Annotated in this window: 22 protein-coding genes; 17 read left to right on the top strand and 5 right to left on the bottom strand. The window is 31.5% G+C overall.

Going from position 1 to position 22868, the window contains the following annotated elements:
- Positions 1-146 precede the first annotated feature (146 nt).
- From JQN76_RS13120 to fumC, 8 genes are all read left to right on the top strand, one after another.
- A complete protein-coding gene (locus tag JQN76_RS13120) occupies positions 147-1604 on the top strand; it encodes an ABC transporter substrate-binding protein/permease (protein WP_000649907.1) in 1458 nt (485 codons plus the stop codon).
- A complete protein-coding gene (locus tag JQN76_RS13115; protein ID WP_000590809.1) occupies positions 1597-2319 on the top strand; it encodes an amino acid ABC transporter ATP-binding protein in 723 nt (240 codons plus the stop codon). Before JQN76_RS13120 ends, JQN76_RS13115 begins: the two co-directional genes overlap by 8 nt.
- 151 nt (positions 2320-2470) lie before the next feature.
- Positions 2471-3598, top strand: a complete 1128-nt coding sequence (gene queG, locus JQN76_RS13110; protein ID WP_000379980.1) for a tRNA epoxyqueuosine(34) reductase QueG — start codon at positions 2471-2473, stop codon at positions 3596-3598.
- Between the two features lie 4 nt (positions 3599-3602).
- Positions 3603-4073 (top strand): tRNA (uridine(34)/cytosine(34)/5-carboxymethylaminomethyluridine(34)-2'-O)-methyltransferase TrmL, encoded by a 471-nt coding sequence (trmL, locus tag JQN76_RS13105; protein WP_000181394.1) that lies wholly within the window; start codon positions 3603-3605, stop codon positions 4071-4073.
- Between the two features lie 158 nt (positions 4074-4231).
- On the top strand, positions 4232-4831 hold the full coding sequence (locus tag JQN76_RS13100) for a 6-phosphogluconolactonase (protein WP_001251224.1): 600 nt from the start codon (positions 4232-4234) through the stop codon (positions 4829-4831).
- A 24-nt stretch (positions 4832-4855) separates the two neighbouring features.
- Positions 4856-5008, top strand: coding sequence for an SAS053 family DNA gyrase inhibitor (locus tag JQN76_RS13095; RefSeq protein ID WP_000031108.1), 153 nt, complete (start codon positions 4856-4858; stop codon positions 5006-5008).
- A 543-nt stretch (positions 5009-5551) separates the two neighbouring features.
- Entirely contained in the window at positions 5552-5947 is a 396-nt protein-coding gene (locus JQN76_RS13090) for a hypothetical protein (RefSeq protein WP_000901023.1), read from the top strand.
- 195 nt (positions 5948-6142) lie between these two features.
- Positions 6143-7528: a class II fumarate hydratase gene (gene fumC, locus JQN76_RS13085; protein ID WP_000116229.1), complete on the top strand. Its 1386-nt coding sequence runs from the start codon at positions 6143-6145 to the stop codon at positions 7526-7528.
- A gap of 451 nt (positions 7529-7979) precedes the next feature.
- On the opposite strand, the gene JQN76_RS13080 is transcribed toward fumC, so the two are convergent.
- On the bottom strand, positions 7980-8801 hold the full coding sequence (locus tag JQN76_RS13080) for an RluA family pseudouridine synthase (RefSeq protein ID WP_000669376.1): 822 nt from the start codon (positions 8799-8801) through the stop codon (positions 7980-7982).
- Positions 8802-8963: 162 nt separating this feature from the next.
- Between JQN76_RS13080 and JQN76_RS13075 the strand changes: the two genes are divergently transcribed.
- The 9 genes from JQN76_RS13075 to yhaM all read left to right on the top strand — a co-directional run bounded on the left by JQN76_RS13075 (position 8964) and on the right by yhaM (position 19356).
- On the top strand, positions 8964-10076 hold the full coding sequence (locus JQN76_RS13075; protein ID WP_000437970.1) for a GAF domain-containing sensor histidine kinase: 1113 nt from the start codon (positions 8964-8966) through the stop codon (positions 10074-10076).
- Between the two features lie 21 nt (positions 10077-10097).
- The gene (locus tag JQN76_RS13070; RefSeq protein WP_001045133.1) at positions 10098-10721 is read left to right on the top strand and encodes a response regulator; all 624 of its coding nucleotides are present in this window, start codon (positions 10098-10100) and stop codon (positions 10719-10721) included.
- Positions 10722-11076: 355 nt separating this feature from the next.
- The gene (xdrA, locus tag JQN76_RS13065; protein ID WP_000375864.1) at positions 11077-11541 is read left to right on the top strand and encodes an XRE family transcriptional regulator XdrA; all 465 of its coding nucleotides are present in this window, start codon (positions 11077-11079) and stop codon (positions 11539-11541) included.
- A gap of 178 nt (positions 11542-11719) precedes the next feature.
- Positions 11720-12844, top strand: coding sequence for a DUF445 domain-containing protein (locus JQN76_RS13060; protein ID WP_000992524.1), 1125 nt, complete (start codon positions 11720-11722; stop codon positions 12842-12844).
- A gap of 69 nt (positions 12845-12913) precedes the next feature.
- A complete protein-coding gene (locus JQN76_RS13055) occupies positions 12914-13258 on the top strand; it encodes a YlbF/YmcA family competence regulator (RefSeq protein ID WP_000290301.1) in 345 nt (114 codons plus the stop codon).
- Between the two features lie 648 nt (positions 13259-13906).
- The gene (locus tag JQN76_RS13050) at positions 13907-14005 is read left to right on the top strand and encodes a hypothetical protein (protein ID WP_031797668.1); all 99 of its coding nucleotides are present in this window, start codon (positions 13907-13909) and stop codon (positions 14003-14005) included.
- 290 nt (positions 14006-14295) lie between these two features.
- Positions 14296-15492, top strand: a complete 1197-nt coding sequence (locus JQN76_RS13045) for a metallophosphoesterase family protein (protein WP_000238223.1) — start codon at positions 14296-14298, stop codon at positions 15490-15492.
- Positions 15482-18418: an ATP-binding protein gene (locus tag JQN76_RS13040; protein ID WP_000584628.1), complete on the top strand. Its 2937-nt coding sequence runs from the start codon at positions 15482-15484 to the stop codon at positions 18416-18418. Before JQN76_RS13045 ends, JQN76_RS13040 begins: the two co-directional genes overlap by 11 nt.
- Positions 18415-19356, top strand: coding sequence for a 3'-5' exoribonuclease YhaM (gene yhaM / locus JQN76_RS13035; protein ID WP_001244180.1), 942 nt, complete (start codon positions 18415-18417; stop codon positions 19354-19356). Before JQN76_RS13040 ends, yhaM begins: the two co-directional genes overlap by 4 nt.
- 120 nt (positions 19357-19476) lie before the next feature.
- Here yhaM and prsA read toward each other — a convergent pair whose 3' ends face one another.
- The 4 genes from prsA to JQN76_RS13015 form a co-directional block, all read right to left on the bottom strand.
- A complete protein-coding gene (gene prsA, locus JQN76_RS13030; protein WP_000782121.1) occupies positions 19477-20439 on the bottom strand; it encodes a peptidylprolyl isomerase PrsA in 963 nt (320 codons plus the stop codon).
- A gap of 204 nt (positions 20440-20643) precedes the next feature.
- Positions 20644-21201, bottom strand: coding sequence for a DUF3267 domain-containing protein (locus tag JQN76_RS13025; RefSeq protein ID WP_000477963.1), 558 nt, complete (start codon positions 21199-21201; stop codon positions 20644-20646).
- Positions 21202-21933: 732 nt separating this feature from the next.
- Positions 21934-22299: a YtxH domain-containing protein gene (locus tag JQN76_RS13020; RefSeq protein WP_000648118.1), complete on the bottom strand. Its 366-nt coding sequence runs from the start codon at positions 22297-22299 to the stop codon at positions 21934-21936.
- Between the two features lie 141 nt (positions 22300-22440).
- On the bottom strand, positions 22441-22863 hold the full coding sequence (locus tag JQN76_RS13015) for an HIT family protein (protein ID WP_000004981.1): 423 nt from the start codon (positions 22861-22863) through the stop codon (positions 22441-22443).
- Between the last annotated feature and the right edge of the window lie 5 nt (positions 22864-22868).

The following is a 22868-nucleotide window of genomic DNA, read 5'->3' as shown; positions in this document are numbered from 1 at the left end:
TTCACGTATAATAGCGGATTTTTTATGTACAGTCTTTTAAAAAGAAGCTTTTCTTTATATTGATAAAAATACATTTATAAAACACTATTGCATCAAAATGTATTAATATGTATAATTATGAATATTAATTAGGGAGGGCTGTATAAATGAAGTGTTTAATTAGGTTTATATTAGTATTAGGGTTGTTAATTAGCAGTGCTATGGTGTATATCAATCCCACAGCACATGCTGAACAAGATCAAACATGGGAGAAGATTAAAGAACGCGGTGAACTTAGAGTGGGTCTTTCTGCAGATTATGCACCAATGGAATTTGAGCATACAGTTAATGGTAAGACTGAGTATGCAGGTGTAGATATTGATTTAGCTAAAAAAATTGCGAAAGATAATAATTTAAAATTAAAAATCGTCAATATGTCATTTGATAGTTTGTTAGGAGCTCTTAAAACTGGAAAAATTGATATTATTATTTCCGGAATGACTTCAACGCCTGAACGTAAGAAGCAAGTTGATTTTTCAGATTCATATATGATGACTAAAAATATCATGCTTGTAAAGAAAGATAAAGTTAATGAATATAAAGATATCAAAGACTTTAATAATAAAAAAGTAGGGGCACAAAAGGGAACTGAACAAGAAAAAATCGCTCAAACCGAAATTGAAAATGCATCTATTACTTCATTAAGCCGTTTACCAGACGTTATATTAGCATTGAAAAGTGGAAAGGTTGAAGGTGCTGTAGTTGAAAAACCTGTAGCAGAAGCATATTTAAAACAAAATCCTAAATTAGGAATTTCCAATGTGAAATTTAATGAAGAAGAAAAAGATACAGTGATAGCAGTGCCAAAAGATTCACCAAAATTATTGTCACAAATTAATAAAACGATTAAGGAGGTTAAAGATAAAGGATTAATCGATAAATATATGACTAATGCTGCAAATGCGATGAATGATGACAGTGGTTTTATTTCTAAGTATGGTAGTTTTTTCTTGAAAGGAATTAAGATTACAATATTAATTTCACTTATCGGTGTTGCATTAGGTTCTATTTTAGGTGCATTCGTTGCGTTAATGAAATTAAGTAAAATAAAAATTATTTCATGGATTGCTTCTATCTATATCGAAATATTAAGAGGAACACCAATGTTAGTTCAAGTATTTATCGTATTCTTTGGTATAACTGCTGCATTAGGACTAGACATTTCAGCTCTTGTTTGTGGAACAATTGCATTAGTTATTAATTCCTCAGCTTACATTGCTGAAATTATTCGTGCAGGTATAAATGCTGTTGATAAAGGCCAAATGGAAGCCGCACGTAGTCTAGGTTTGAATTATAGACAAACGATGAAAAGTGTAATTATGCCACAAGCAATTAAAAATATTTTACCAGCTTTAGGTAATGAATTTGTCACTTTAATTAAAGAATCATCTATTGTGTCAACAATTGGAGTTGGCGAAATTATGTTTAATGCACAAGTGGTTCAAGGTATTTCATTTGACCCATTCACACCATTAATAGTGGCAGCAGCATTATACTTTGTCTTAACATTTGTACTTACACGCATTATGAACATGATTGAAGGGAGATTGAATGCCAGTGATTAAAATAAACAATCTTAATAAAGTTTTTGGAGATAATGAAGTTTTAAAAGATATCAATCTTGAAATCAATCAAGGGGAAGTAGTAGCAATAATAGGTCCATCTGGTAGTGGTAAAAGTACATTGTTAAGATGTATGAATTTATTAGAAGTACCTACTAAAGGTCAAGTGATTTTTGAAGGCAATGACTTAACGGAAAAAGGGACACAAGTAGATAAACTACGTCAAAAAATGGGTATGGTATTTCAAAACTTCAACCTATTTCCACATAAAAAAGTTGTCGATAATATTATTTTAGCTCCTAAATTATTAAAGAAAGATAATAACGATGAATTACATAAGGAAGCATTGTCGTTATTAGATAAAGTGGGATTAAAAGAAAAAGCAGATGTATATCCGAATCAATTATCAGGTGGTCAAAAACAAAGGGTAGCAATTGCAAGAGCTTTAGCAATGCATCCAGATGTTATTTTATTCGATGAACCAACTTCAGCATTAGATCCTGAGGTAGTTGGTGATGTATTAAAAGTAATGAAAGACCTAGCCAAAGAAGGTATGACCATGGTGGTTGTGACACATGAAATGGGATTTGCCAAAGATGTAAGTGACAAAGTTATATTTATGGCAGATGGCGTTGTCGTAGAGTCAGGCACACCAGTCGAAATATTTGAACAACCGCAACATGAAAGAACACAAAATTTCTTAGCAAGAGTATTATAACAACCTAACGAAGCTTGAATATATGATGCGCACCACAAAGTTATATCATATATTCAAGCTTTTTATTATTAAAATTATGTGAAATGAAACCTCAATATGAATAATGGTTGTGTTAAAATAACATAGTATTATTTAATGGGGGGGCATACGATTGGATACAAAGCAGTTAAAGCAAGATATCATTGACTATGCATATACAATTGGTATCGACAGTATTGGATTTACTACTGCCGATCCCTTTGATGAATTGAAGCAAAAGCTAGAAGCATATCATGCAAATGGTTATGCCTCAGGATTTGAAGAATCTGATATTGCTTTACGAACGGAGCCTAAATTATCCTTACCAACAGCAAGGTCAATCATAGCAATTGCAGTTGGTTATCCTAACAAACTGAAAGGTGCACCTAAGAGTGTTAGAGGTGATCGCAGAGGCTTATTTGCTAGAGCATCGTGGGGTCAAGATTATCATACAATTATGCGTAAACGATTAGACATGTTAGCTGCATTTATTGAATCTAAAGTTCCAGATGTTGAAATAAAATCTATGGTAGATACGGGTGTATTATCAGATAGGGCAGTAGCAGAACGTGCAGGTTTAGGATTTGTTGGTCGTAATGGCTTTGTCATCAATCCTAAACTAGGAACATGGACATACCTCGGTGAAATGTTAGTCAGTATACCTTTTGAACCTGATGATCCATTATTAGATAGCTGTGGTGATTGTACAATTTGTGTTGATCGTTGTCCAACAAGTGCATTAGTTGGAAATGGCCAATTAAATAGTCAGAAATGCATTAGTTTTTTAACGCAAACAAAAGGCTATATGCCTGACCAATATCGTTATAAAATTGGGAATAGATTATATGGTTGCGATACGTGTCAACAAGTTTGTCCGAAAAATAGAGGTATTAATACCGAACAAGATGACATCATTTTGGAACCAGAAATTTTAAAGCCAAGATTAGTACCTTTACTACGTATGTCTAATAAAGAATTCAAACAAACATATGGTCACCTTGCAGGTGCTTGGCGTGGTAAAAAACCGATACAACGAAATGCTATTTTAGCATTGGCGCATTTTAATGAAGTGGATGCAATTCCAGAATTGAAAAAAGTTGCAACAACAGATGAAAGACCGATGATTCGAGCAACTGCTTATTGGGCTATTGGTCAAATTCTTGGGGAAGAAGCAAGAGATTTTATCAATGCAAATTATGATCAAGAGGATGCAGAAGTTCAAAATGAAATGATAAAAGGATTAGACACAAGGAGAGAATAGTAATATGACAAATCATATCGTTTTATATCAACCAGAAATCCCAGCTAATACTGGTAACATTGCACGTACGTGTGCAGGTACAAACACACATTTACATTTAATTAAACCTCTTGGATTTAGAACTGATGATAAAATGTTAAAAAGAGCCGGTTTAGATTATTGGGAATTTGTGAATATTACGTATCATGATAGTATTGAAGCATTTTTTGAAGCCACAAATGGCGAGTATTACTTATTAACAAAATTTGGTAAAAAGACTTATAGTGATTTTGATTTTTCAAATCATGACAAAGATTTTTACTTCATTTTTGGAAAAGAGACGACAGGATTACCAGACTGGGTGAAAGAGAAATATCAAGACACAGCATTAAGAATTCCTATGAGTGAACATATTCGTTCATTAAATTTATCAAATACTGCTGCGTTGTTAATTTATGAAGCGTTACGTCAACAAGATTTTCCGGGATTGAATTAAAATTTACTCATTTTCATTATAAAAATGATGCTTAAGTGCTATATTTAGAGTATAAGCATGTTAAACTTAAATGGTTTGATATAGTGAAAGTTAGGGTATAATAATTATTAATATCGCCGTTTTTATGTAAAATGCAAACTAAGAGGAGTGTAGAAATCATGGCAATGAACTTTAAAGTCTTTGACAATAGTCAACTTGTAGCAGAATATGCTGCTGATATTATTAGAAAGCAATTTAACAATAATCCTACTACAATTGCAGGTTTTCATTTAGACACAGATCAAGCGCCAGTTCTAGATGAATTAAAGAAAAATGTTGAAAAACATGCTGTTGATTTTAGCCAAATAAATATTTTAGATTATGACGATAAAAAATCATATTTCGAAGCGTTAGGTGTACCAGCAGGTCAAGTTTATCCAATTGCTTATGAAAAAGATGCAATCGAATTAATCGCTGATAAGATTAAAACTAAAGAAAATAAAGGGAAATTAACATTACAAGTTGTTTCTATCGATGAGCAAGGTAAGTTAAATGTTAGTATTCGTCAAGGACTAATGGAAGCAAGAGAAATTTTCTTAGTAGTGACAGGTGCTAATAAACGAGATGTAGTTGAAAAATTATATCAAGAAAATGGTAAAACAAGCTTCGAACCAGCCGATTTAAAAGCACATAGAATGGTAAATGTTATTCTTGATAAAGAAGCGGCTGCAGGTTTACCTGAAGATGTTAAAGCTTACTTTACGTCACGCTTTGCTTAATTAAAAATCTGTGAGGTATTGATTATGTCTAAAGACAAAGATCCAAAATTAAATTATCATGAAGAAGAAAACAGTATGGTAACTGATTTTGAAGATTTAAAAGAATTAGGTAAAGAAATGGAACAAATTTCTGATCAAAATGATCAAGAAAAGAATTCTGAAGAAGACAGTCAGTAAAGTATTATAATTGTGTAATATTCAGCTATTTATCATGTAAACAATGAATAGTATAGAACCTATATCAAATAGGATTGATAATCTTGAATATGAAGTTAGGTAGCATTTTGTTACCTAGCTTTTTATTATATTCATAGAAGCTGACTTTCCGCCAGTTTCTGAGTTTGTGGCCCGTTTCCCCAATTTGCAATGTCTGTAGAAATTGAGGATCCAATTTCACTTTGTTGTGGCCCCGCCAACTTGCATGAAATAGAAGCTGACATTCCGAATCCTCTATGTTGTGGACTGCAGTCAACTACTGCCAATATAACTTTGTAAAGCATAAAACATTGATTTGTGTACCAGACATAGTAATATATCAAAAATTCAATTTTAAATATTAAAACACCATTTAAACGGAATTGATAATTAATTACTCCAGACATAATTGAAAGAAGTCACCTATCAGTAATATTTTTAATGAAATCATTAAACCGCGTTTCTTAATATGCCAAGATTATGATATGCTATTGAAGAATGAAATTAGAGGAGATTTATATATTTATGTTAGGAAAATACTGGATTCAATTATTGATAGCAACAGTTATTATAAGTTTAATATCAATTAAAGCTTTTCCATTGGCAATTGGGGCATTATATTTACCTGTTATTTTCAAAGTAATAAAATTACAACTCAATTTATCAAAAGGATTAATCGATGATGTTAATGCGCAAACATTCATTAAAAGTAATCAATCAGGTATTGTAATAAGTGTAATTTGTTGTTTATTAATAACAGGAATATTGTATTATACACTTGATGGGTTTTATGCGAGTTTAACAGGAGTATTAGGTACGCTTGTTGCTCTAAATCCATATACGACAATTGTTAGTGCTGTATTATATATACTTACAGCTATTGCTACGGTTGAAGCTACTAAAACAAAGTATCGTAATTAAACTTAGTTCAATAATAACTAAATAATGATAGATAACACACTAATCGTATGACCGTATCACTGTAATAAAGGGTGAACACGTGCGATTAGTGTATTTTTATTTCAAATTATGAAAACGTTTTAATCATAAATTGCTCAATTAAATTATTTAATGATATACTACAGTTAAATAAACAGTGATAAGGGGAGAAATTGAATGTCAGTAAGAATTGAACATGATACTTTTGGAGAAATAGAAGTACCTGCAGATAAATATTGGGGTGCTCAAACAGAAAGAAGTAAACGTAATTTCCCAGTTGGTAAAGAGCGTATGCCAATCGAAGTAGTTTATGGTTTTGCACAACTAAAGCGTGCAGCAGCATTAGCTAATTTTGATTTAGGAAAATTAAGCGAGGCAAAGAAAGATGCTATTGTATACGCATGTGATCAAATTTTATCAGGTGAATTAGATGAACACTTCCCACTAGTTGTATGGCAAACAGGAAGCGGTACACAAAGTAATATGAATGTGAACGAAGTAGTAAGTTATGTTGCTAATATGTATTTAAAAGATCATCAAATTGATGAAAGTATCCACCCAAATGATGATGTAAATAAATCACAAAGTTCGAATGATACATTCCCAACTGCTATGCACGTTGCATTATATCAAGAGGTTGAAACAAAATTAGAACCTGCATTAAAACTTTTAAGAAATACTTTGAAAGAAAAAGAAGACAAATTTGATTCAATTATTAAAATTGGTCGTACACATTTACAAGATGCAACGCCGATCAAACTAGGACAAGAGATTAGTGGCTGGCGTTATATGCTTGACCGTTGCGAAATAATGTTATCTGAATCTAAGAAGCACATTTTAAATCTTGCCATCGGTGGTACGGCTGTTGGTACTGGTATTAATGCGCATCCTGAATTTGGTGATAAAGTGGCACATTATATTTCAGAAAATACGGGTTATCCATTTGTATCTTCTGAAAATAAATTCCATGCATTAACAGCACATGATGAAGTAGTACAACTACATGGAACATTGAAGGCGCTAGCAGGAGACTTAATGAAAATTGCTAATGATGTGAGATGGTTGGCTTCAGGGCCACGAGCTGGTTTGGCAGAAATTTCTATCCCTGAAAATGAACCAGGTTCATCAATTATGCCTGGTAAAGTTAATCCTACACAATGTGAAATGTTAACAATGGTTGCAGTCCAAGTAATGGGTAATGATACAGTTGTTGGCTTCGCAAGTTCACAAGGTAACTTTGAATTGAATGTTTATAAACCAGTTATTATGCATAATACACTACAATCAATTTACCTTTTAGCTGATGGTATGGAAACATTTAATAACAATTGCGCAGTGGGCATTGAACCAATCGAAGAGAATATTGATAATTATTTAAATCAATCATTAATGTTAGTTACTGCATTAAATCCACATATTGGTTATGAAAAAGCAGCTCAAATTGCTAAGAAAGCCCATAAAGAAGGTTTAACTTTAAAAGAATCTGCAATTCAAACTGGATATGTTACAGAAGAACAATTTGAAGCATGGATTAAACCAGAAGATATGGTAGATCCTCATTAATTAAATATTAATATAAAATAAAGTTTGGGCATTATAGTGTTCAAGCTTTATTTTTTGTCTATGTCAAATTGAACTTATAAGTCCGATTTGATATAGAGCCATGAAAAGGAAAAACTTTTCATGGAGTCCGTTTTATTATAGAACCTATTTTTTATATGATGAATTGTTGTACATGTATTGGCCAAACAACCTGTGATAAAAATCTTATGATGTCATGTATTGTCCATAGATACACGTAACGCAGTTGAAAAAGACTACAAGTTATTATCCAAGGATGTTATAAAATGAATAATTACTAAAATATCAAAATATAAAATCCTAAGCATCGTAAAAAACAAAAAACCGAACATCTGAAAAAATTAATAATTTTCCATCTATCCGATTTAAGTTGATACTTGATTTAGTTACAATGCGGTATTGCATGTTTAAATATCATGCAAAACTAATCAAATTAGTCATCCAAAGAAACGGAAATGACTTCCTTAGTCAAGGGGTGCACAAACTCTATTTTGTAACTTTCAAGTTCTAATTGTCTTAACGTTGAATCACCATATAAAGGATCACCAATAACAGGGTGACCAATTTCAGCTAAATGCACACGAATTTGATGAGTACGTCCAGTATCCAACTTGATTTCAAGTTGGCACACAGCTTCTTTTATCATTTTTGAAGTTAAAATGTGTGTAATTGCACGCTGTCCAGTAGGAGACACACGTCGTTTATTCGAATGGAATTTATCTTTACCAATTGGCATATCAATCGTTTGTGGTTTTAAAGGTAAAAGTGCCTTAACATTTGCTTTGTATATCCGCGTAATATCATTGTCTTCTAACATGCGATCAAGAATTTTTTTCATTAAAGGATTTTTAGCAACAATTAATAATCCTACTGTTTCCTGGTCCAGTCGATGAATTGGTTCGACATAGTCACTATCAATAGTGTAAATCACATGATTCATTAAAGTATTGCTTTCTTTTAAATCATTAGGGTGAGTCTTAACACCTTTAGGTTTCATTACGATTGCCATATCATCGTCTTCGTATTTAATTTGTGCATAACGATAACTTGGAACATAATTACTTTTTTCATCGATGGTTGGAACAAATACATCGTCGCCAGTATGCACTTTATCCATTAATCGCGCAGGTTTATCATTAATAGTAATATCTTTAGACATATTTAAATGATGTAAATCTTTTTTAGGTACCTTAAGTTGTTGGAAAATATCTCGTAAACTTAAGTCATTAAAGTTTTCTGGTATTTTAAATTTCATAAAATCCTCCTATAGTCTTTAATATCATATCACAAATCAGTTCTCCGAAATATAACTATTGAGTAATCAAGGCCATTTTATCATGTTCACGTCTAAGATTTAAAAATATAATAACTCAATGTATAATAGTTAATACACGTAAAAATGAATTGGAGCGATTTGATGGAACAAAGGACGCGACTAGCTTTATTAAAAGAGATTGCCGAATTTTTAAACGAAGAAACTGAAATGTATAGCATGACCCAAGGTGCGTTAAAATATTTAATTGAGGGCAGTAATTTCACGACAGGCTGGATATTTTTCATCAATAGCGTAGGTGAACATGAACTTGTATCACATGTGGCTCTACCACAATCTTTGACAGCAGACCACTGTCACTATATTAAAGATGGGTCTTGTTGGTGTGTGAAAGCATTTAATCAACGTAGGCTAATGAAAGCGTCGAATATCGTCAATTGTTCTCGTATTAACTTAGCCTCTAAAGCATTTCCTAGCCAAAATGACAATATTACACATCATGCAACGGTACCACTTAAATCGGGTCAAGAACAATTTGGCATTTTAAATGTAGCGTCACCAAATACTGAAATATATAGTGATGAAGATTTAGAGTTGCTAGAGTCTGTCGCATTTCAATTAGGGTCAGCCATCAAACGTATTTATTTAACAGACCGTGAAAAAGAAGCAGCAAAAATTAATGAACGTAATCGTTTAGCTAGAGATTTACATGATTCAGTAAATCAAATGTTATTTTCTGTAAAACTAACAGCACATGCTGCGTATGGCATGTCAAGCGAATCCATCGCTAAACAAGCATTCAAGACGATTGAGGAAACGAGTCAAAATGCCGTTAATGAAATGCGTGCATTGATTTGGCAACTTAAGCCAGTTGGACTTGAGCAAGGTTTAATTCATGCTTTGACAGCATATAGTAAATTAATGCATATACAATTAAATGTAAATGTAGAAGGTTTAATCGATTTATCTAATGAAATCGAAGAAAACATATATAGAGCATTACAAGAGTGTATTAATAATGTTAAGAAACATGCTGATACGAATAAAATGGATCTTACATTAAAACAAATGAACGATATACTATATATTGACGTGATTGATTATGGTCAAGGATTTGAGATCGATAATGTTCAGATAGCTTCATCACACGGTATTAATAACATAAAACAAAGAGTTAAATTATTAAGAGGTAAAGTGACCTTTCATTCTCAGCCAACAAAGGGTACACAAATACAATTCACAATTCCTATAAAATAGCTTGATTTAAGGAGATAACCCATGAACAAAGTAATATTAGTAGATGACCATTATATTGTGCGACAAGGATTGCGATTTTTATTATCCACGATTGAAAACATAGAAGTTTTACAAGACTTTGCAGATGGAGAAACATTTTTAGAATATTTAAAAGAGCATGAGCACCCTGATATTGTGCTATTAGATTTAGTGATGCCTGGCATGAATGGTATTGAAATTACGGAATATATTAAGGCACATTATCCGGATATTAAAGTTTTGGTATTAACAAGTTATGTTGATGATGAACATGTAATTTCAGCAATCAATAAAGGTGCTGATGGTTATGAAATGAAAGACGTTGAGCCTCAGCAATTAATTGAAACTATTAGACGAGTTATGAACGGTGAAAAAATGATACATCCTAAGGCACAAGATGTATTCGAAACAGTTAGCCAAAAACCACACTACACGAATAAGTTGTCAAAGAGAGAAATTGAAGTGTTACGTGAAATGGTTAAAGGTAAAACAAATAAAGAGATTGCAGAAACTTTATTTGTATCTGAAAAAACAATTAAAACACATGTCAGTCATATATTTAGTAAATTACAAGTTAGCGATCGTACACAAGCAGCAATTTATGCAATGGAAAATAAGTTGATTTAGAATGAGCTTTTAAATATTTGTCGAAAAATAGACAATTTTTAATCTGATTTTGATGAATTTTTTATAGCGATAGGGTTTATTATACAGTTTTCTTTGTAAATTTGATATCATTATAAAAGTGTAAGTTTTATCAAATCTAGTGATTATGCATAAAATTTTACTTCATTTACTTTCGCTTCATTATAAAGTAAACTTAACTCTTGTTGACTTGATCAAAATTTAATACAAATGTGAAATTGACTCTTTTCATTTTATTAAAAATATATTAAGATGTAATCTGTGTTTCAAGAAATGTGTATTATTGCAATTTCTTGTGTCCGGATAAAATTCCCCAAACAGAAAGGTAGATAACAGAATGGATAGACAGAGTTTTACAGATTTAATTCAAACAAAATTTAAAATGGTTCGTATAGAGGCTGGTTATACGCAAGATACTATGGCGCAAACAATTGGACTTTCTAAAAAGACTTTAGTACAAATCGAAAAAGAGAGAGTATTACCAAACTGGACAACTTGTATTTCAATTTGTGCATTATTCAGAGACTCTGAAGTATTAAACAGTACATTTGGCTGTGATCCATTAGAAATCGTTCAAACAATTTCAAGAAATCACTGTGCTTATCCAAACCATGCACCAACAAGTGATATTTATTGGAATAACATTGAGACTCGTAATGGGTACATTTTACAAAGTAACAAAGTAAGCAATATTTATCGTGTATTAAATCCAGATAACCAACCAATTTTCGGTACTTCTAAAATGAGAGAAGCTGAAACATACTTTAACAGAAATGCTAAAGAAGAATTAGTACATATCTAGGCCTATATACTTTTAATAAATAATAAAAGCGATGTAACACACCTGTTTCGAGAGGTGAGGCATCGCTTTTTGTATGTAAACTAATAATAAATTGAGCAGAAAGTGAAATGATTAATGAATTAAAAAATAAAAATAGTGGTATAATGAATAACTATGTTGTCACAAAGGAGTCAAAATTATGAATGCACTATTTATTATCATATTTATGATTGTAGTAGGGGCGATAATTGGGGGCATTACTAATGTAATTGCAATTAGAATGCTGTTTCACCCCTTTAAACCATACTATATATTTAAATTTAGAGTCCCATTTACACCAGGTTTAATACCGAAAAGACGCGAAGAAATTGCAACTAAAATTGGCCAAGTGATTGAAGAGCATTTGCTTACAGAAACTTTAATTAATGAAAAATTAAAAAGCGAGCAATCACAGCAAGCAATAGAATCTATGATTCAACAGCAGTTACAAAAGTTGACGAAAGATCAATTGTCAATAAAACAAATTACTTCTCAAATCGATATTGATTTAGAACAAGTATTGCAAACTAATGGAAATCAATATATTGAATCACAATTGAATAATTATTATACAAAGCATCAAAACCAAACAATAGCATCTTTATTGCCAAATCAACTTGTAACATTTTTAGATCAGCATGTAGATAACGCAACAGACTTATTATGTGATCGTGCAAGGAATTATTTATCATCTGCAAAAGGCACACAAGATATTAATGATATGTTGGATACTTTTTTCAATGAGAAAGGTAAGTTAATTGGTATGTTGCAAATGTTTATGACAAAAGAGAGCATTGCAGATCGCATTCAACAAGAACTTATACGTTTAACATCTCATCCTAAAGCAAGAACAATTGTGACATCGTTAATTACCAATGAATATCAAACTTTTAAAGATAAACCATTGAATGAACTGTTAGATGCATCGCAGTTTAATGAAATCGCTGAAAATCTATCAGTGTATGTAACAACATATGCAAGCAAACAAGCGAATAAGCCAGTGGTTACGTTAATGCCTCAATTCGTTGATTATTTAGAAGGTCAACTCTCTAGCAAATTAGCAAATTTAATCATTGAAAAATTATCGATCCACTTATCTACAATTATGAAAAAAGTGGATTTACGAGGATTAATTGAAGAACAAATTAATACGTTTGACTTAGATTATATTGAAAAATTAATTATAGAAATTGCTAACAAAGAACTAAAGTTGATTATGTCATTAGGTTTCATTTTAGGTGGTATTATTGGATTTTTCCAAGGTTTGGTTGCAATCTTTGTCTAAAAAAGCGAGATGTGGTAAAGTAATATCGAACGTTTTAATAAACATCACAACAAAGGGAGTGCTATAACCATGGCAGTAAATTTATATGATTATGCAAATCAATTAGAACAAGCTTTAAGAGAAAGCGAAGAATACAAAGCAATCAAAGAAGCATTCGCTAATGTAAAAGCTAACGAAGAATCTAAAAAGTTATTCGACGAGTTCCGTGAAACTCAAATTAACTTCCAACAAAAACAAATGCAAGGTGAAGAAATTGCTGAAGAAGATTTACAAAAAGCGCAAGAACAAGCGCAAGCAATTGAAAAAGATGAAAACATCTCTGCATTAATGAATGCTGAACAAAAAATGAGTCAAGTATTCCAAGAAATCAACCAAATTATCGTTAAACCATTAGACGAAATTTACGCTGACTAATATTAAAATAATATTTTTCAATCCTTTAAATAGAGGAATAGACTGCCGACAGAGTCCGAGACTTTGTGGGTAGTTTTTTTAGTTTTGATAACGGAAGTTAGAGGCTCTCTGTCAAATTGGGCAGATGCGTTCACTATCGGAATTTAGGCTACTAAACATGTCCTAGCTTTAGCTCAGAATGGACGACGGAAGCTGGGCAATCAAACATGGCTAGCTCTATGCCAAAACGGGCAGATGAGCTTGATAACGGAAGTTAGAGGCTCTCTGTCAAATTGGGCAGATGCGTTCAGTATCGGAATTTAGGCTACTAAACATGTCCTAGCTTTAGCTCAGAATGGACGACGGAAGCTGGGCAATCAAACATGGCTAGCTCTATGCCAAAACGGGCAGATGAGCTTGATAACGGAAGTTAGGCTAGTAAACGTGTCCTAACTTCCTTTTTGCATTTTGAAGTGTAAAGTTTTCAACATAATACTATTAGTTCGGTCATGTATCGGACTGATGGAAAAGCGTTTCACTTTTAATGACTCATTAAGAACGGCCTGAAAATGTTTGGCGTATTAAGTGCAATGATAGTTTTGACATTTAGTTTCTAATTGGTCATTACTGCCGAGCAAATCTAGTAGAGTAATCATGTAAATCTTTAATGTGTCAGTTGGTTCACTAGCGGTGTTAATAACTACGGAAATTGCATTTCCGACTGAAATTTTTGAAAAATATCAACGTACGCTACAAATAAAATTTTAAACTGTTATAAATGTGTCTCAATTTCATATGTTCATCGACGATATGAAGCGTATTATGGTAAAATGAAGAAATAATAAACTTGTTAATAAATAAAACATCACGATTTGACTAAAGCACTTTATTATTGTGTAGATAATAGTTTTTTAACGAAATAAAAATGGCGACTGGTTTTAATAAATCAGCTAATGAATCACTACACCTATAAGTATGAATATAGTGATTAGAATGCTTTGTATAGTTGGATTTTGCAAAATTGATGTTAGAACCTTTAATTAAGGAGATATGGATGTATGGTTAAATTTATTCATTGTTCGGATTTACATTTAGATAGTCCTTTCAAATCTAAGAGTCATATAAGCCCTAAAATTTTTGAGGATGTTCAAAAAAGTGCTTATGAAAGTTTTAAAAATATTGTAGATATTGCATTACAACAAGATGTTGATTTTGTAATTATCGCGGGTGATTTATTTGATAGTGAAAACAGAACATTACGTGCTGAAATTTTCTTAAAACAGCAATTTGAACGTTTACAAAATGAACAAATCTTTGTTTATGTTTGTCATGGTAATCACGATCCTTTATCATCAAAGATTTCATCAAACTGGCCAGATAATGTTTCTGTATTTTCAAATAAAGTTGAGACGTATGAAGCAATTACTAAATCTGGTGAAACAATTTATATTCACGGATTTAGTTATGAAAATAGAGCAAGTTATGAGAACAAGATTGATGAATATCCATCAAGTCAAGGCCAAAAAGGCATACATATTGGTGTCTTGCATGGTACGTATAGTAAATCTTCAGTTAACGAAAGATATACCGAGTTCATTTTAGAAGATTTAAACAGTAAATTGTATCATTATTGGGCTTTAGGTCATATACATGAACGTCAACAATTAAGTGATATGCCTGTAATTAACTATTCAGGTAATATTCAAGGTAGACATTTTAATGAGCAAGGTGAAAAAGGTTGCTTATTAATCGAGGGTGACCACTTAAAATTAAAGACTAAATTTTATCCTACACAGTATATTAGATTTGAAGAAGCAACTATTGAAACGGATAAGACATCTAAGCAAGGTTTATACGAGATCATTCAAAACTTTAAAGAACAAGTGAGAGAAGAAGGAAAAGCCTTTTATCGTTTAACGCTTGTTATTAATAGTGAGACATTAATTTCACCTCAAGATTTATTACAAGTTGAAGAAATGATTACAGATTATGAAGAAAACGAAAATCAATTTGTATATATTGATGAGTTAAAAATACAATATGCACAAAATGATGAGTCACCTTTAGTTAATGAATTTTCAGCGGAATTATTAGTCGATCAAACTGTTTTTGATAAAGCGATGTCAGATTTATATTTAAATCCAAGGGCATCAAAGTTCCTAGACGATTATGGAACATTCGACCATACAGCATTAGTTAATCGTGCTGAAGAAATATTAAAAGCTGAAATGAGAGGTGAACAAAATGATAATTAAATCACTTGAAATTTATGGTTACGGTCAATTTGTTCAACGTAAAATTGAATTTAATAAAAACTTCACTGAAATTTTTGGTGAAAATGAAGCGGGTAAATCGACGATTCAAGCATTCATCCATTCGATATTATTTGGTTTTCCAACTAAAAAGTCTAAAGAACCAAGGCTAGAACCACGTCTAGGTAACCAATACGGTGGTAAATTAGTACTTATTCTTGATGATGGCTTAGAGATTGAAGTTGAACGAATTAAAGGCAGTGCTCAAGGTGATGTGAAAGTATATTTACCTAATGGTGCTGTGCGTGATGATGCTTGGTTACAAAAGAAACTTAATTATATTTCTAAAAAGACATATCAAGGTATCTTTTCATTTGATGTACTAGGGCTTCAAGACATTCATAGAAATCTAAATGAAAAACAATTGCAAGATTATTTATTACAAGCAGGGGCTTTAGGATCAACTGAATTCACGTCAATGCGCGAAGTGATTAATCGTAAAAAAGATGAATTATATAAAAAATCAGGTAAAAATCCGATCATTAATCAACAAATTGAGCAATTAAAACAACTAGAAAGTCAAATTCGTGAAGAAGAAGCTAAGCTAGAAACATATCATCGCTTAGTAGATGATCGAGATAAATCATCACGTCGATTAGAGAATTTAAAGCATAATTTAAATCAATTATCAAAAATGCATGAAGAAAAACAAAAAGAGGTTGCTTTACATGATCATTCACAAGAATGGAAGTCTCTAGAACAACAGTTAAATATTGAGCCAATCACATTCCCAGAAAAAGGTGTGGATCGTTACGAAAAAGCACGAGCGCATAAGCAATCGTTAGAAAGAGATATTGGTTTAAGAAATGAGCGTTTAGCTCAACTTAAAGAAGAAGCGACTCAATTAGAGCCAGTTAAACAATCTGATATTGACGCCTTCATTAGTTTGAATCAACAAGAAAATGAAATTAAAAATAAAGAATTTGAACTTACTGCAATCGAAAAGGATATTGCGAATAAACAACGTGATAAAGATGAATTGCAAGCAAATATTGGTTGGTCTGAAACGCATCATGACGTAGATAGTTCAGAGGCAATGAAAAGTTATGTCAGTGAGCAAATCAAGAATAAACAAGAACAAGCTGCATACATTAAACAATTAGAACGTAGTTTAGAAGAAAATAAAATCGAAGATAATGCGGTTCATAGCGAACTAGATTCTGTTGAAGAAAAAATAGTTCCTGAAGAGACTTTTGAAAAGAAAAAAGAATACTCACAACAAGTCATTGAATTAAACGAAAAAGAGAACTTGTATAGCAAATTGAAAGAACGTTTCGAAATTGAGCAACAAGAAAAACAAAAACGTCAAAAATTGTTACGAACAACGTTTATTCTTTTAACATTAGTAGGTATTGGTTTAACTGCCTTCTCATTTATTTCAAACAACATGTTGTTTGGTATTATTTTCGCAGTATTAACTTTAGTATTTGTTATCGGTATCATCATGTCTAAATCAAAAGAAGTAGATTATAGCGAGGCCATCACAGATGAAATCGAAGAAATTAAAGCACAACTAGCCATTTTAGATGAAAATTATGACTTAGATTTTGATCTTGATGAGCAATATCGCATTCGTGATCACTGGCAACAAGCTTTGAAAAATAAAGATATTTTAGAAGAGAAACGTCAGTATATTGAAGGTCGTTTAAATGATGCGAAAGGGCGTCATGATGAATTACAATCGACAGTTGAGAACGTTAAGGATGAATTATACTTATCATCTAAAATTTCAAATGATTTAATTGTTGATAGTATTTCTACAATGGCGAATATTAAAGCATTAGATCAACATATCAGTGATTTAAATCAACAACGCCAGCAATTGGTTCAAGAATTAGATACATTCTACAATCATGCTGAAGCTGTTACAAAATCACAATTTGTTTATTTCAACAAATTATCTTTATTCCACGATGTGCAACAATGGTTGAAATCAGCTGAAGACACGAATGAAAAATGGCGTATTAATGCTGAAAATACCAAACTTGTTACAAATGAATTAAATCATTTAAATGCTCAATTAGAAGAAAATAATAAAGAAATTACAGCACTATTCGATTTTATCAATGTTGGTACTGAAGAAGATTTTTACCAACATCATGAAGATTACCAAACTTATACTAGTAATTTGAGTCGTTTTAATGATTTAACTAAATATCTTGAGAACCAAAACTATTCTTATGAATTAAGTTCTAGTTTAAGTGAAAAAACAACTGCACAACTTGAAGAAGAAGATCATTTATTGGCTACTCAAGTTGACGAATATAATGAGCAATATCTTGAAATGCAAGCACAAGTCAGTGATTTAAGTGCACAAATCAATCACATGGAAACTGATACAACGCTTGCTAATTTAAGACATGAATATCACAGTCTTAAAAATCAACTTAATGATATCGCAAAAGATTGGGCAAGTTTAAGTTATTTACAAAGTTTAGTTGATGAACACATTAAACAAATTAAAGATAAACGTTTGCCTCAAGTTATTAATGAAGCGGTAGAAATATTGAAGCATTTAACAGATGGCAGATATACAATGATTAACTATAATGAAGATTCAATTACGGTTAAACATGTTAATGGTCAATTATATGATCCTGTTGAACTAAGTCAATCTACAAAAGAATTACTTTATGTAGCTTTACGTATCAGTTTAATTAAGGTACTAAGACCATATTATCCGTTCCCATTAATTGTTGATGATGCATTTGTTCATTTTGATAAAAAGCGTACTGAAAAAATGTTGAATTATTTACGATCATTATCAGAACACTATCAAGTACTATACTTTACATGTGTAAAAGATAATATTGTTCCATCAAAAGAAGTGATTACATTAAACAAAATAGAGGAAGGCGGGAAACGATGAGAAATATAGAGAATCTAAATCCCGGAGATTCAGTTGATCACTTTTTCTTAGTGCATAAAGCTACACAGGGTGTAACAGCACAAGGTAAAGATTATATGACATTACATTTGCAAGATAAAAGTGGTGAAATTGAAGCGAAATTTTGGACGGCTACAAAAAATGATATGGCAACAATCAAGCCTGAAGAAATTGTACATGTTAAAGGTGACATCATAAACTATCGCGGAAATAAACAGATGAAAGTCAACCAAATTAGACTAGCGACAACTGAAGATCAATTAAAAACAGAACAATTTGTAGATGGTGCACCTTTATCACCGGCAGAAATACAAGAAGAGATTTCTCATTATTTGCTAGAAATTGAAAATGCTAATTTACAACGTATCACACGTCATTTATTGAAAAAATATCAAGAACGATTTTACACATATCCAGCTGCTAGTTCTCATCATCATAACTTTGCGAGTGGCTTAAGCTATCATGTATTAACGATGTTACGTATTGCAAAATCAATTTGTGACATTTATCCATTGTTAAACAAAAGTTTGTTATATAGTGGTATTATTTTGCATGATATTGGTAAAGTTAGAGAATTGAGTGGTCCTGTTGCGACGTCGTATACAGTCGAAGGTAACTTATTAGGACACATCTCGATTGCGAGTGATGAAGTAGTTGAAGCAGCTCGTGAATTGAACATTGAAGGAGAAGAAATCATGTTGTTAAGACATATGATTTTATCTCATCATGGTAAGTTAGAGTATGGTTCGCCAAAACTGCCATACTTAAAAGAAGCAGAAATTTTATGCTATATCGATAACATCGATGCTAGAATGAATATGTTTGAAAAGGCTTATAAAAAAACTGACAAGGGTCAGTTTACAGATAAAATATTTGGTCTTGAAAATCGTAGATTCTACAATCCTGAATCACTCGATTAAGAATTAAAAGATATCGGACAGATGAGTATACTGAAACATGAGCTCATCTGTCCGATTTTTAATGCGAAAAAACCGAGCGGCCGTGGTATGATTTTTGAACCACGGTCGCTCGGTTTTGTGTTATTGGCTCATGCCGGATTGTCCGCCTTGTGCGCCACCTTGTTTAAGTTTTTCAGGGTTTAAGATTTTATCTTCGACAACTGATTTAATATCACGATCTTTAAAGTCAACATCGTATTCTTTTAATAGATCTTTGTATGCATCAGTTAATAATTTTGGATTTTTTTGTACTTTCTGATCGACTAATTTTTCTTTCAGGCTTTGTTTTTCACTGTTAAAGTCTGTTGGTTTATCAGCTTTAATAATATGATATCCAAAGCTTGATTTAACAACCTCTGATACTTCACCATCTTTAAGCTTAAATAGTGCTTTTTCAAAATCTTTATCAGTTTGTCCTTTAAGAACATAACCTAATTCGCCATCTTTTTTAGCTGAACCAGTATCCATTGATTCTTTTTTAGCGATTTCACCAAATTTACTTGGATCTTTTGAAACTTCTTTTTGAATTTCTTCAGCTTTTTGTTTCGCTTCTTTATCATCTAAGCCTTCTTTGTCGCTTTTCTTAGATTTAACTTTAATTAAAATATGTGAAGCTTTCTTGCTGTCTTCTTTAATTTCAGAATCAGAGATTTTAATTTTATCTGATAGTAATTCTTTATGATAAGCAGCAGTACGTAAATTTTCTTTATATTTATCGGCTGTTAAACCTTGCTGTTGAAGGGCCTTTTCAAATTTATCTTTACCGCCGTATTGCTTTTGCATTTTTTCAATTTGTTCGTCAATCTTCTTATCATTAACTTTATTTTTATATTTATCAGCTAAAATTTTATTTAACATTTCAGTAAATGATGCATTTGCAATTTGATCTTTACCGATTTTTTTCATTGTATCTGCAACTGTTACGTCTCCAGCTTTAGAAGAAATTAATGTATTTTCTTTAGAGTCTGTGGCACTAGCGCCACAAGCGCCTAATAATAAAGCACTAGCTGTTACCGGAACGATTAATTTGTTTATCATCTTCATAGTTGAAACTCCTTTGTAAGTTAATCATCGTGAATATAACATAGTTTTATATTATCACCAATCAATAACCCATGACATCAGACTAGAGCATTAGGTTTAGGGGTAGAAATTGATGAAAATAAAAAAACAAGGTCTATATACATTTGATTGTAAGCTATTACATAGCCTAAAAACAAATAATAACACCTTGCTATAATTATTTTGTTATAAATGATATGGATTTTTAATTTTTTTCAAAATATTAATACCTGTACTATGTTCTTCTATATATTGTCCATAATTAGAAAATATAATTATTTTTAAATATAATAAATCTGTAATGGAAATACCGAAATTCAATGCCAATAAGAACATAAAATAATGTCCATATTGCGGGAATGAAATTGTTAGATAAACGAACATTGCAGATAAGATAATTAACGGCAATATTAAGTTAATGCAAAAATAAAATTTGTGTACAGGTTGATTGACGTAGGTATTATAGAATATAAGCCATTTTCTTTTAGTTAACTTATGAACTTTAAACGATTTTCTATATTGTAAGAAAAATAATAAATGTATACTTTTATGTAATGGATACGTCATAAATACAAGTAATAAAAAGATGAGAAAATGTCTATCTGATAATGGCGTATTAGATAAAAAATACATTACTTCATAACTAACTAAAAACATAATGATGGTTGCAACTGCACTCATAAATGCAATTCTAGGCAAACCAAATCGTGCATTGATATCAATTTGTCTTTTACATAAAAACATATCTTACGCCTCATCTCTTTTCAATATAAGTTAGATTATAACTAACTCAGGTTCAGTAATTCAATAGTAACATATCATGTTAGAAGAATTGTTATATAAGAAGAAAGGGGCGACGTATTGTTTGATTTGAAACGCGAAAGTGGAGTTTGGTAAAATTGGCTGATTGACTAGCGTAGAAGTAGAATGCAGAATAAATTTCTGCGAACACATCTTCTTGCTAATAAAGCATCACTTATGAAAAAGGCGCGTGTGACATGAGTATTTGAAAACTTGAATAATATAAAAAATGGATATGGCAGGGCATATGCAAAAGCATCTTTTGACCAACTAAGTCATACAAATGCTAAAAATATAGTGATATGTAATTATAATAAACACCAGATTAATAATTTGTGCAAGTAAGGTATATGTAATGTTTATATAAGGTTCGGCTCAATGAAAATATAAGTATGTTGATTGTCGATAATGATTTAAGTAAAGCGTAATCAAAGTGCAAGGATAACACAATGAATCCTAAGCAATGTTTTCAATCAATTCATAAATAGGATTTAAGCGAAAACTACTACAAACAATGTCTTCCTATAATTTGTAAACATAAGTTCATTTGAGTTTTAAAAAAGAGATGACAAGAAATATCTAATTTCTAATGTCATCTCGTTTATTTGGCATTAAAATTTAAAAAATAAATATGCTGTTACTAATAAAAATAGTTGTGATCGAGAACGTAACCTGCTACTTAGAAATTTCGTTTCCAATATCCTCGCCACGATTTTGTAAATTTTCGATGTGTGACTGTAAACGTTCAATATTAGGATTGATGTCAGATTTGAAGTTTCCAAGTAATGACTTAATTTCACCACCAATTGAACTACCAAATTCCGCACTTTCGTTTTTAATTTGAACACCATAGTTTAAAATGTCATTAAAACTTTGTTTAATCGTTTCAAATTCACGTTGTAGTTCTGATTTTGAACCAGTAGGGGCAGTACGATCGATTGTGTTGTTCTTGACACTTTTGTCGTCTCGTCCTTGAAGTGCAACTACAAAACCAGCTGCTACACCAACACCGATACCGAATAGAATGCGTGATGCTTTCATTTATATTCTCCTCACTTTTAACATCTGTTATCTTGATAACTCATTTTGTTTAAAATTGCTAACCTTGATGTTATCACTTCAAACGCAATTGTTATAATATTAATCATATTATACCCGTTCGAGCTTAGATTAAGCATACATTTAAAATTGTGCTTGAATTTGTTCAGCAATTTGTTGTTTTGCATCGTTATCTAAAATATCTTCATGTGTTTCCCACTTATAACCAAATCCATCAATATCATTTTCGTATCGAGGAATTAAGTGGAAATGAATATGAAATACAGATTGATCTGCAAACTCACCATTATTTTGAATAATGTTTAAACCATCAGGATTAAATGCACGCTTAATAGCATTTGCTACTTTAGGTAATGCTGCACCGATATGTTTCATTGTTTCTTCATCAGTTTCAAAGATATTAGCAGAAGCTTTTTTAGGAATTAATAACGTATGTCCTTTAGTAACTTGTGATATATCTAAAAAGGCATAGACATAATCGTCTTCATATACTTTAAAGCTAGGAATTTCTCCAGTTAAAATTTTGCCGAAAATTGTTTCTGACATGATGA

The organism is Staphylococcus sp. SM3655 (assembly GCF_016917315.1).
Lineage (GTDB): Bacteria > Bacillota > Bacilli > Staphylococcales > Staphylococcaceae > Staphylococcus > Staphylococcus aureus.
Note: the sequence above shows the minus strand (reverse complement) of the source record. Positions and strands in the feature narration are given on the sequence as shown.

Bases quoted from the DNA above. Each gene is read 5' to 3' on its own strand.
- JQN76_RS13020 (WP_000648118.1), bottom strand. From the start codon at position 22,299: ATGAAAGCATCACGCATTCTATTCGGTATCGGTGTTGGTGTAGCAGCT.
- JQN76_RS13075 (WP_000437970.1), top strand. From the start codon at position 8,964: ATGGAACAAAGGACGCGACTAGCTTTATTAAAAGAGATTGCCGAATTT.
- JQN76_RS13070 (WP_001045133.1), top strand. From the start codon at position 10,098: ATGAACAAAGTAATATTAGTAGATGACCATTATATTGTGCGACAAGGA.
- JQN76_RS13080 (WP_000669376.1), bottom strand. From the start codon at position 8,801: ATGAAATTTAAAATACCAGAAAACTTTAATGACTTAAGTTTACGAGAT.
- JQN76_RS13040 (WP_000584628.1), top strand. From the start codon at position 15,482: ATGATAATTAAATCACTTGAAATTTATGGTTACGGTCAATTTGTTCAA.
- prsA (WP_000782121.1), bottom strand. From the start codon at position 20,439: ATGAAGATGATAAACAAATTAATCGTTCCGGTAACAGCTAGTGCTTTA.
- yhaM (WP_001244180.1), top strand. From the start codon at position 18,415: ATGAGAAATATAGAGAATCTAAATCCCGGAGATTCAGTTGATCACTTT.
- trmL (WP_000181394.1), top strand. From the start codon at position 3,603: ATGACAAATCATATCGTTTTATATCAACCAGAAATCCCAGCTAATACT.
- JQN76_RS13060 (WP_000992524.1), top strand. From the start codon at position 11,720: ATGAATGCACTATTTATTATCATATTTATGATTGTAGTAGGGGCGATA.
- JQN76_RS13090 (WP_000901023.1), top strand. From the start codon at position 5,552: ATGTTAGGAAAATACTGGATTCAATTATTGATAGCAACAGTTATTATA.
- JQN76_RS13025 (WP_000477963.1), bottom strand. From the start codon at position 21,201: ATGTTTTTATGTAAAAGACAAATTGATATCAATGCACGATTTGGTTTG.
- JQN76_RS13095 (WP_000031108.1), top strand. From the start codon at position 4,856: ATGTCTAAAGACAAAGATCCAAAATTAAATTATCATGAAGAAGAAAAC.
- JQN76_RS13100 (WP_001251224.1), top strand. From the start codon at position 4,232: ATGGCAATGAACTTTAAAGTCTTTGACAATAGTCAACTTGTAGCAGAA.
- JQN76_RS13055 (WP_000290301.1), top strand. From the start codon at position 12,914: ATGGCAGTAAATTTATATGATTATGCAAATCAATTAGAACAAGCTTTA.
- xdrA (WP_000375864.1), top strand. From the start codon at position 11,077: ATGGATAGACAGAGTTTTACAGATTTAATTCAAACAAAATTTAAAATG.
- JQN76_RS13045 (WP_000238223.1), top strand. From the start codon at position 14,296: ATGGTTAAATTTATTCATTGTTCGGATTTACATTTAGATAGTCCTTTC.
- JQN76_RS13120 (WP_000649907.1), top strand. From the start codon at position 147: ATGAAGTGTTTAATTAGGTTTATATTAGTATTAGGGTTGTTAATTAGC.
- JQN76_RS13015 (WP_000004981.1), bottom strand. From the start codon at position 22,863: ATGTCAGAAACAATTTTCGGCAAAATTTTAACTGGAGAAATTCCTAGC.
- fumC (WP_000116229.1), top strand. From the start codon at position 6,143: ATGTCAGTAAGAATTGAACATGATACTTTTGGAGAAATAGAAGTACCT.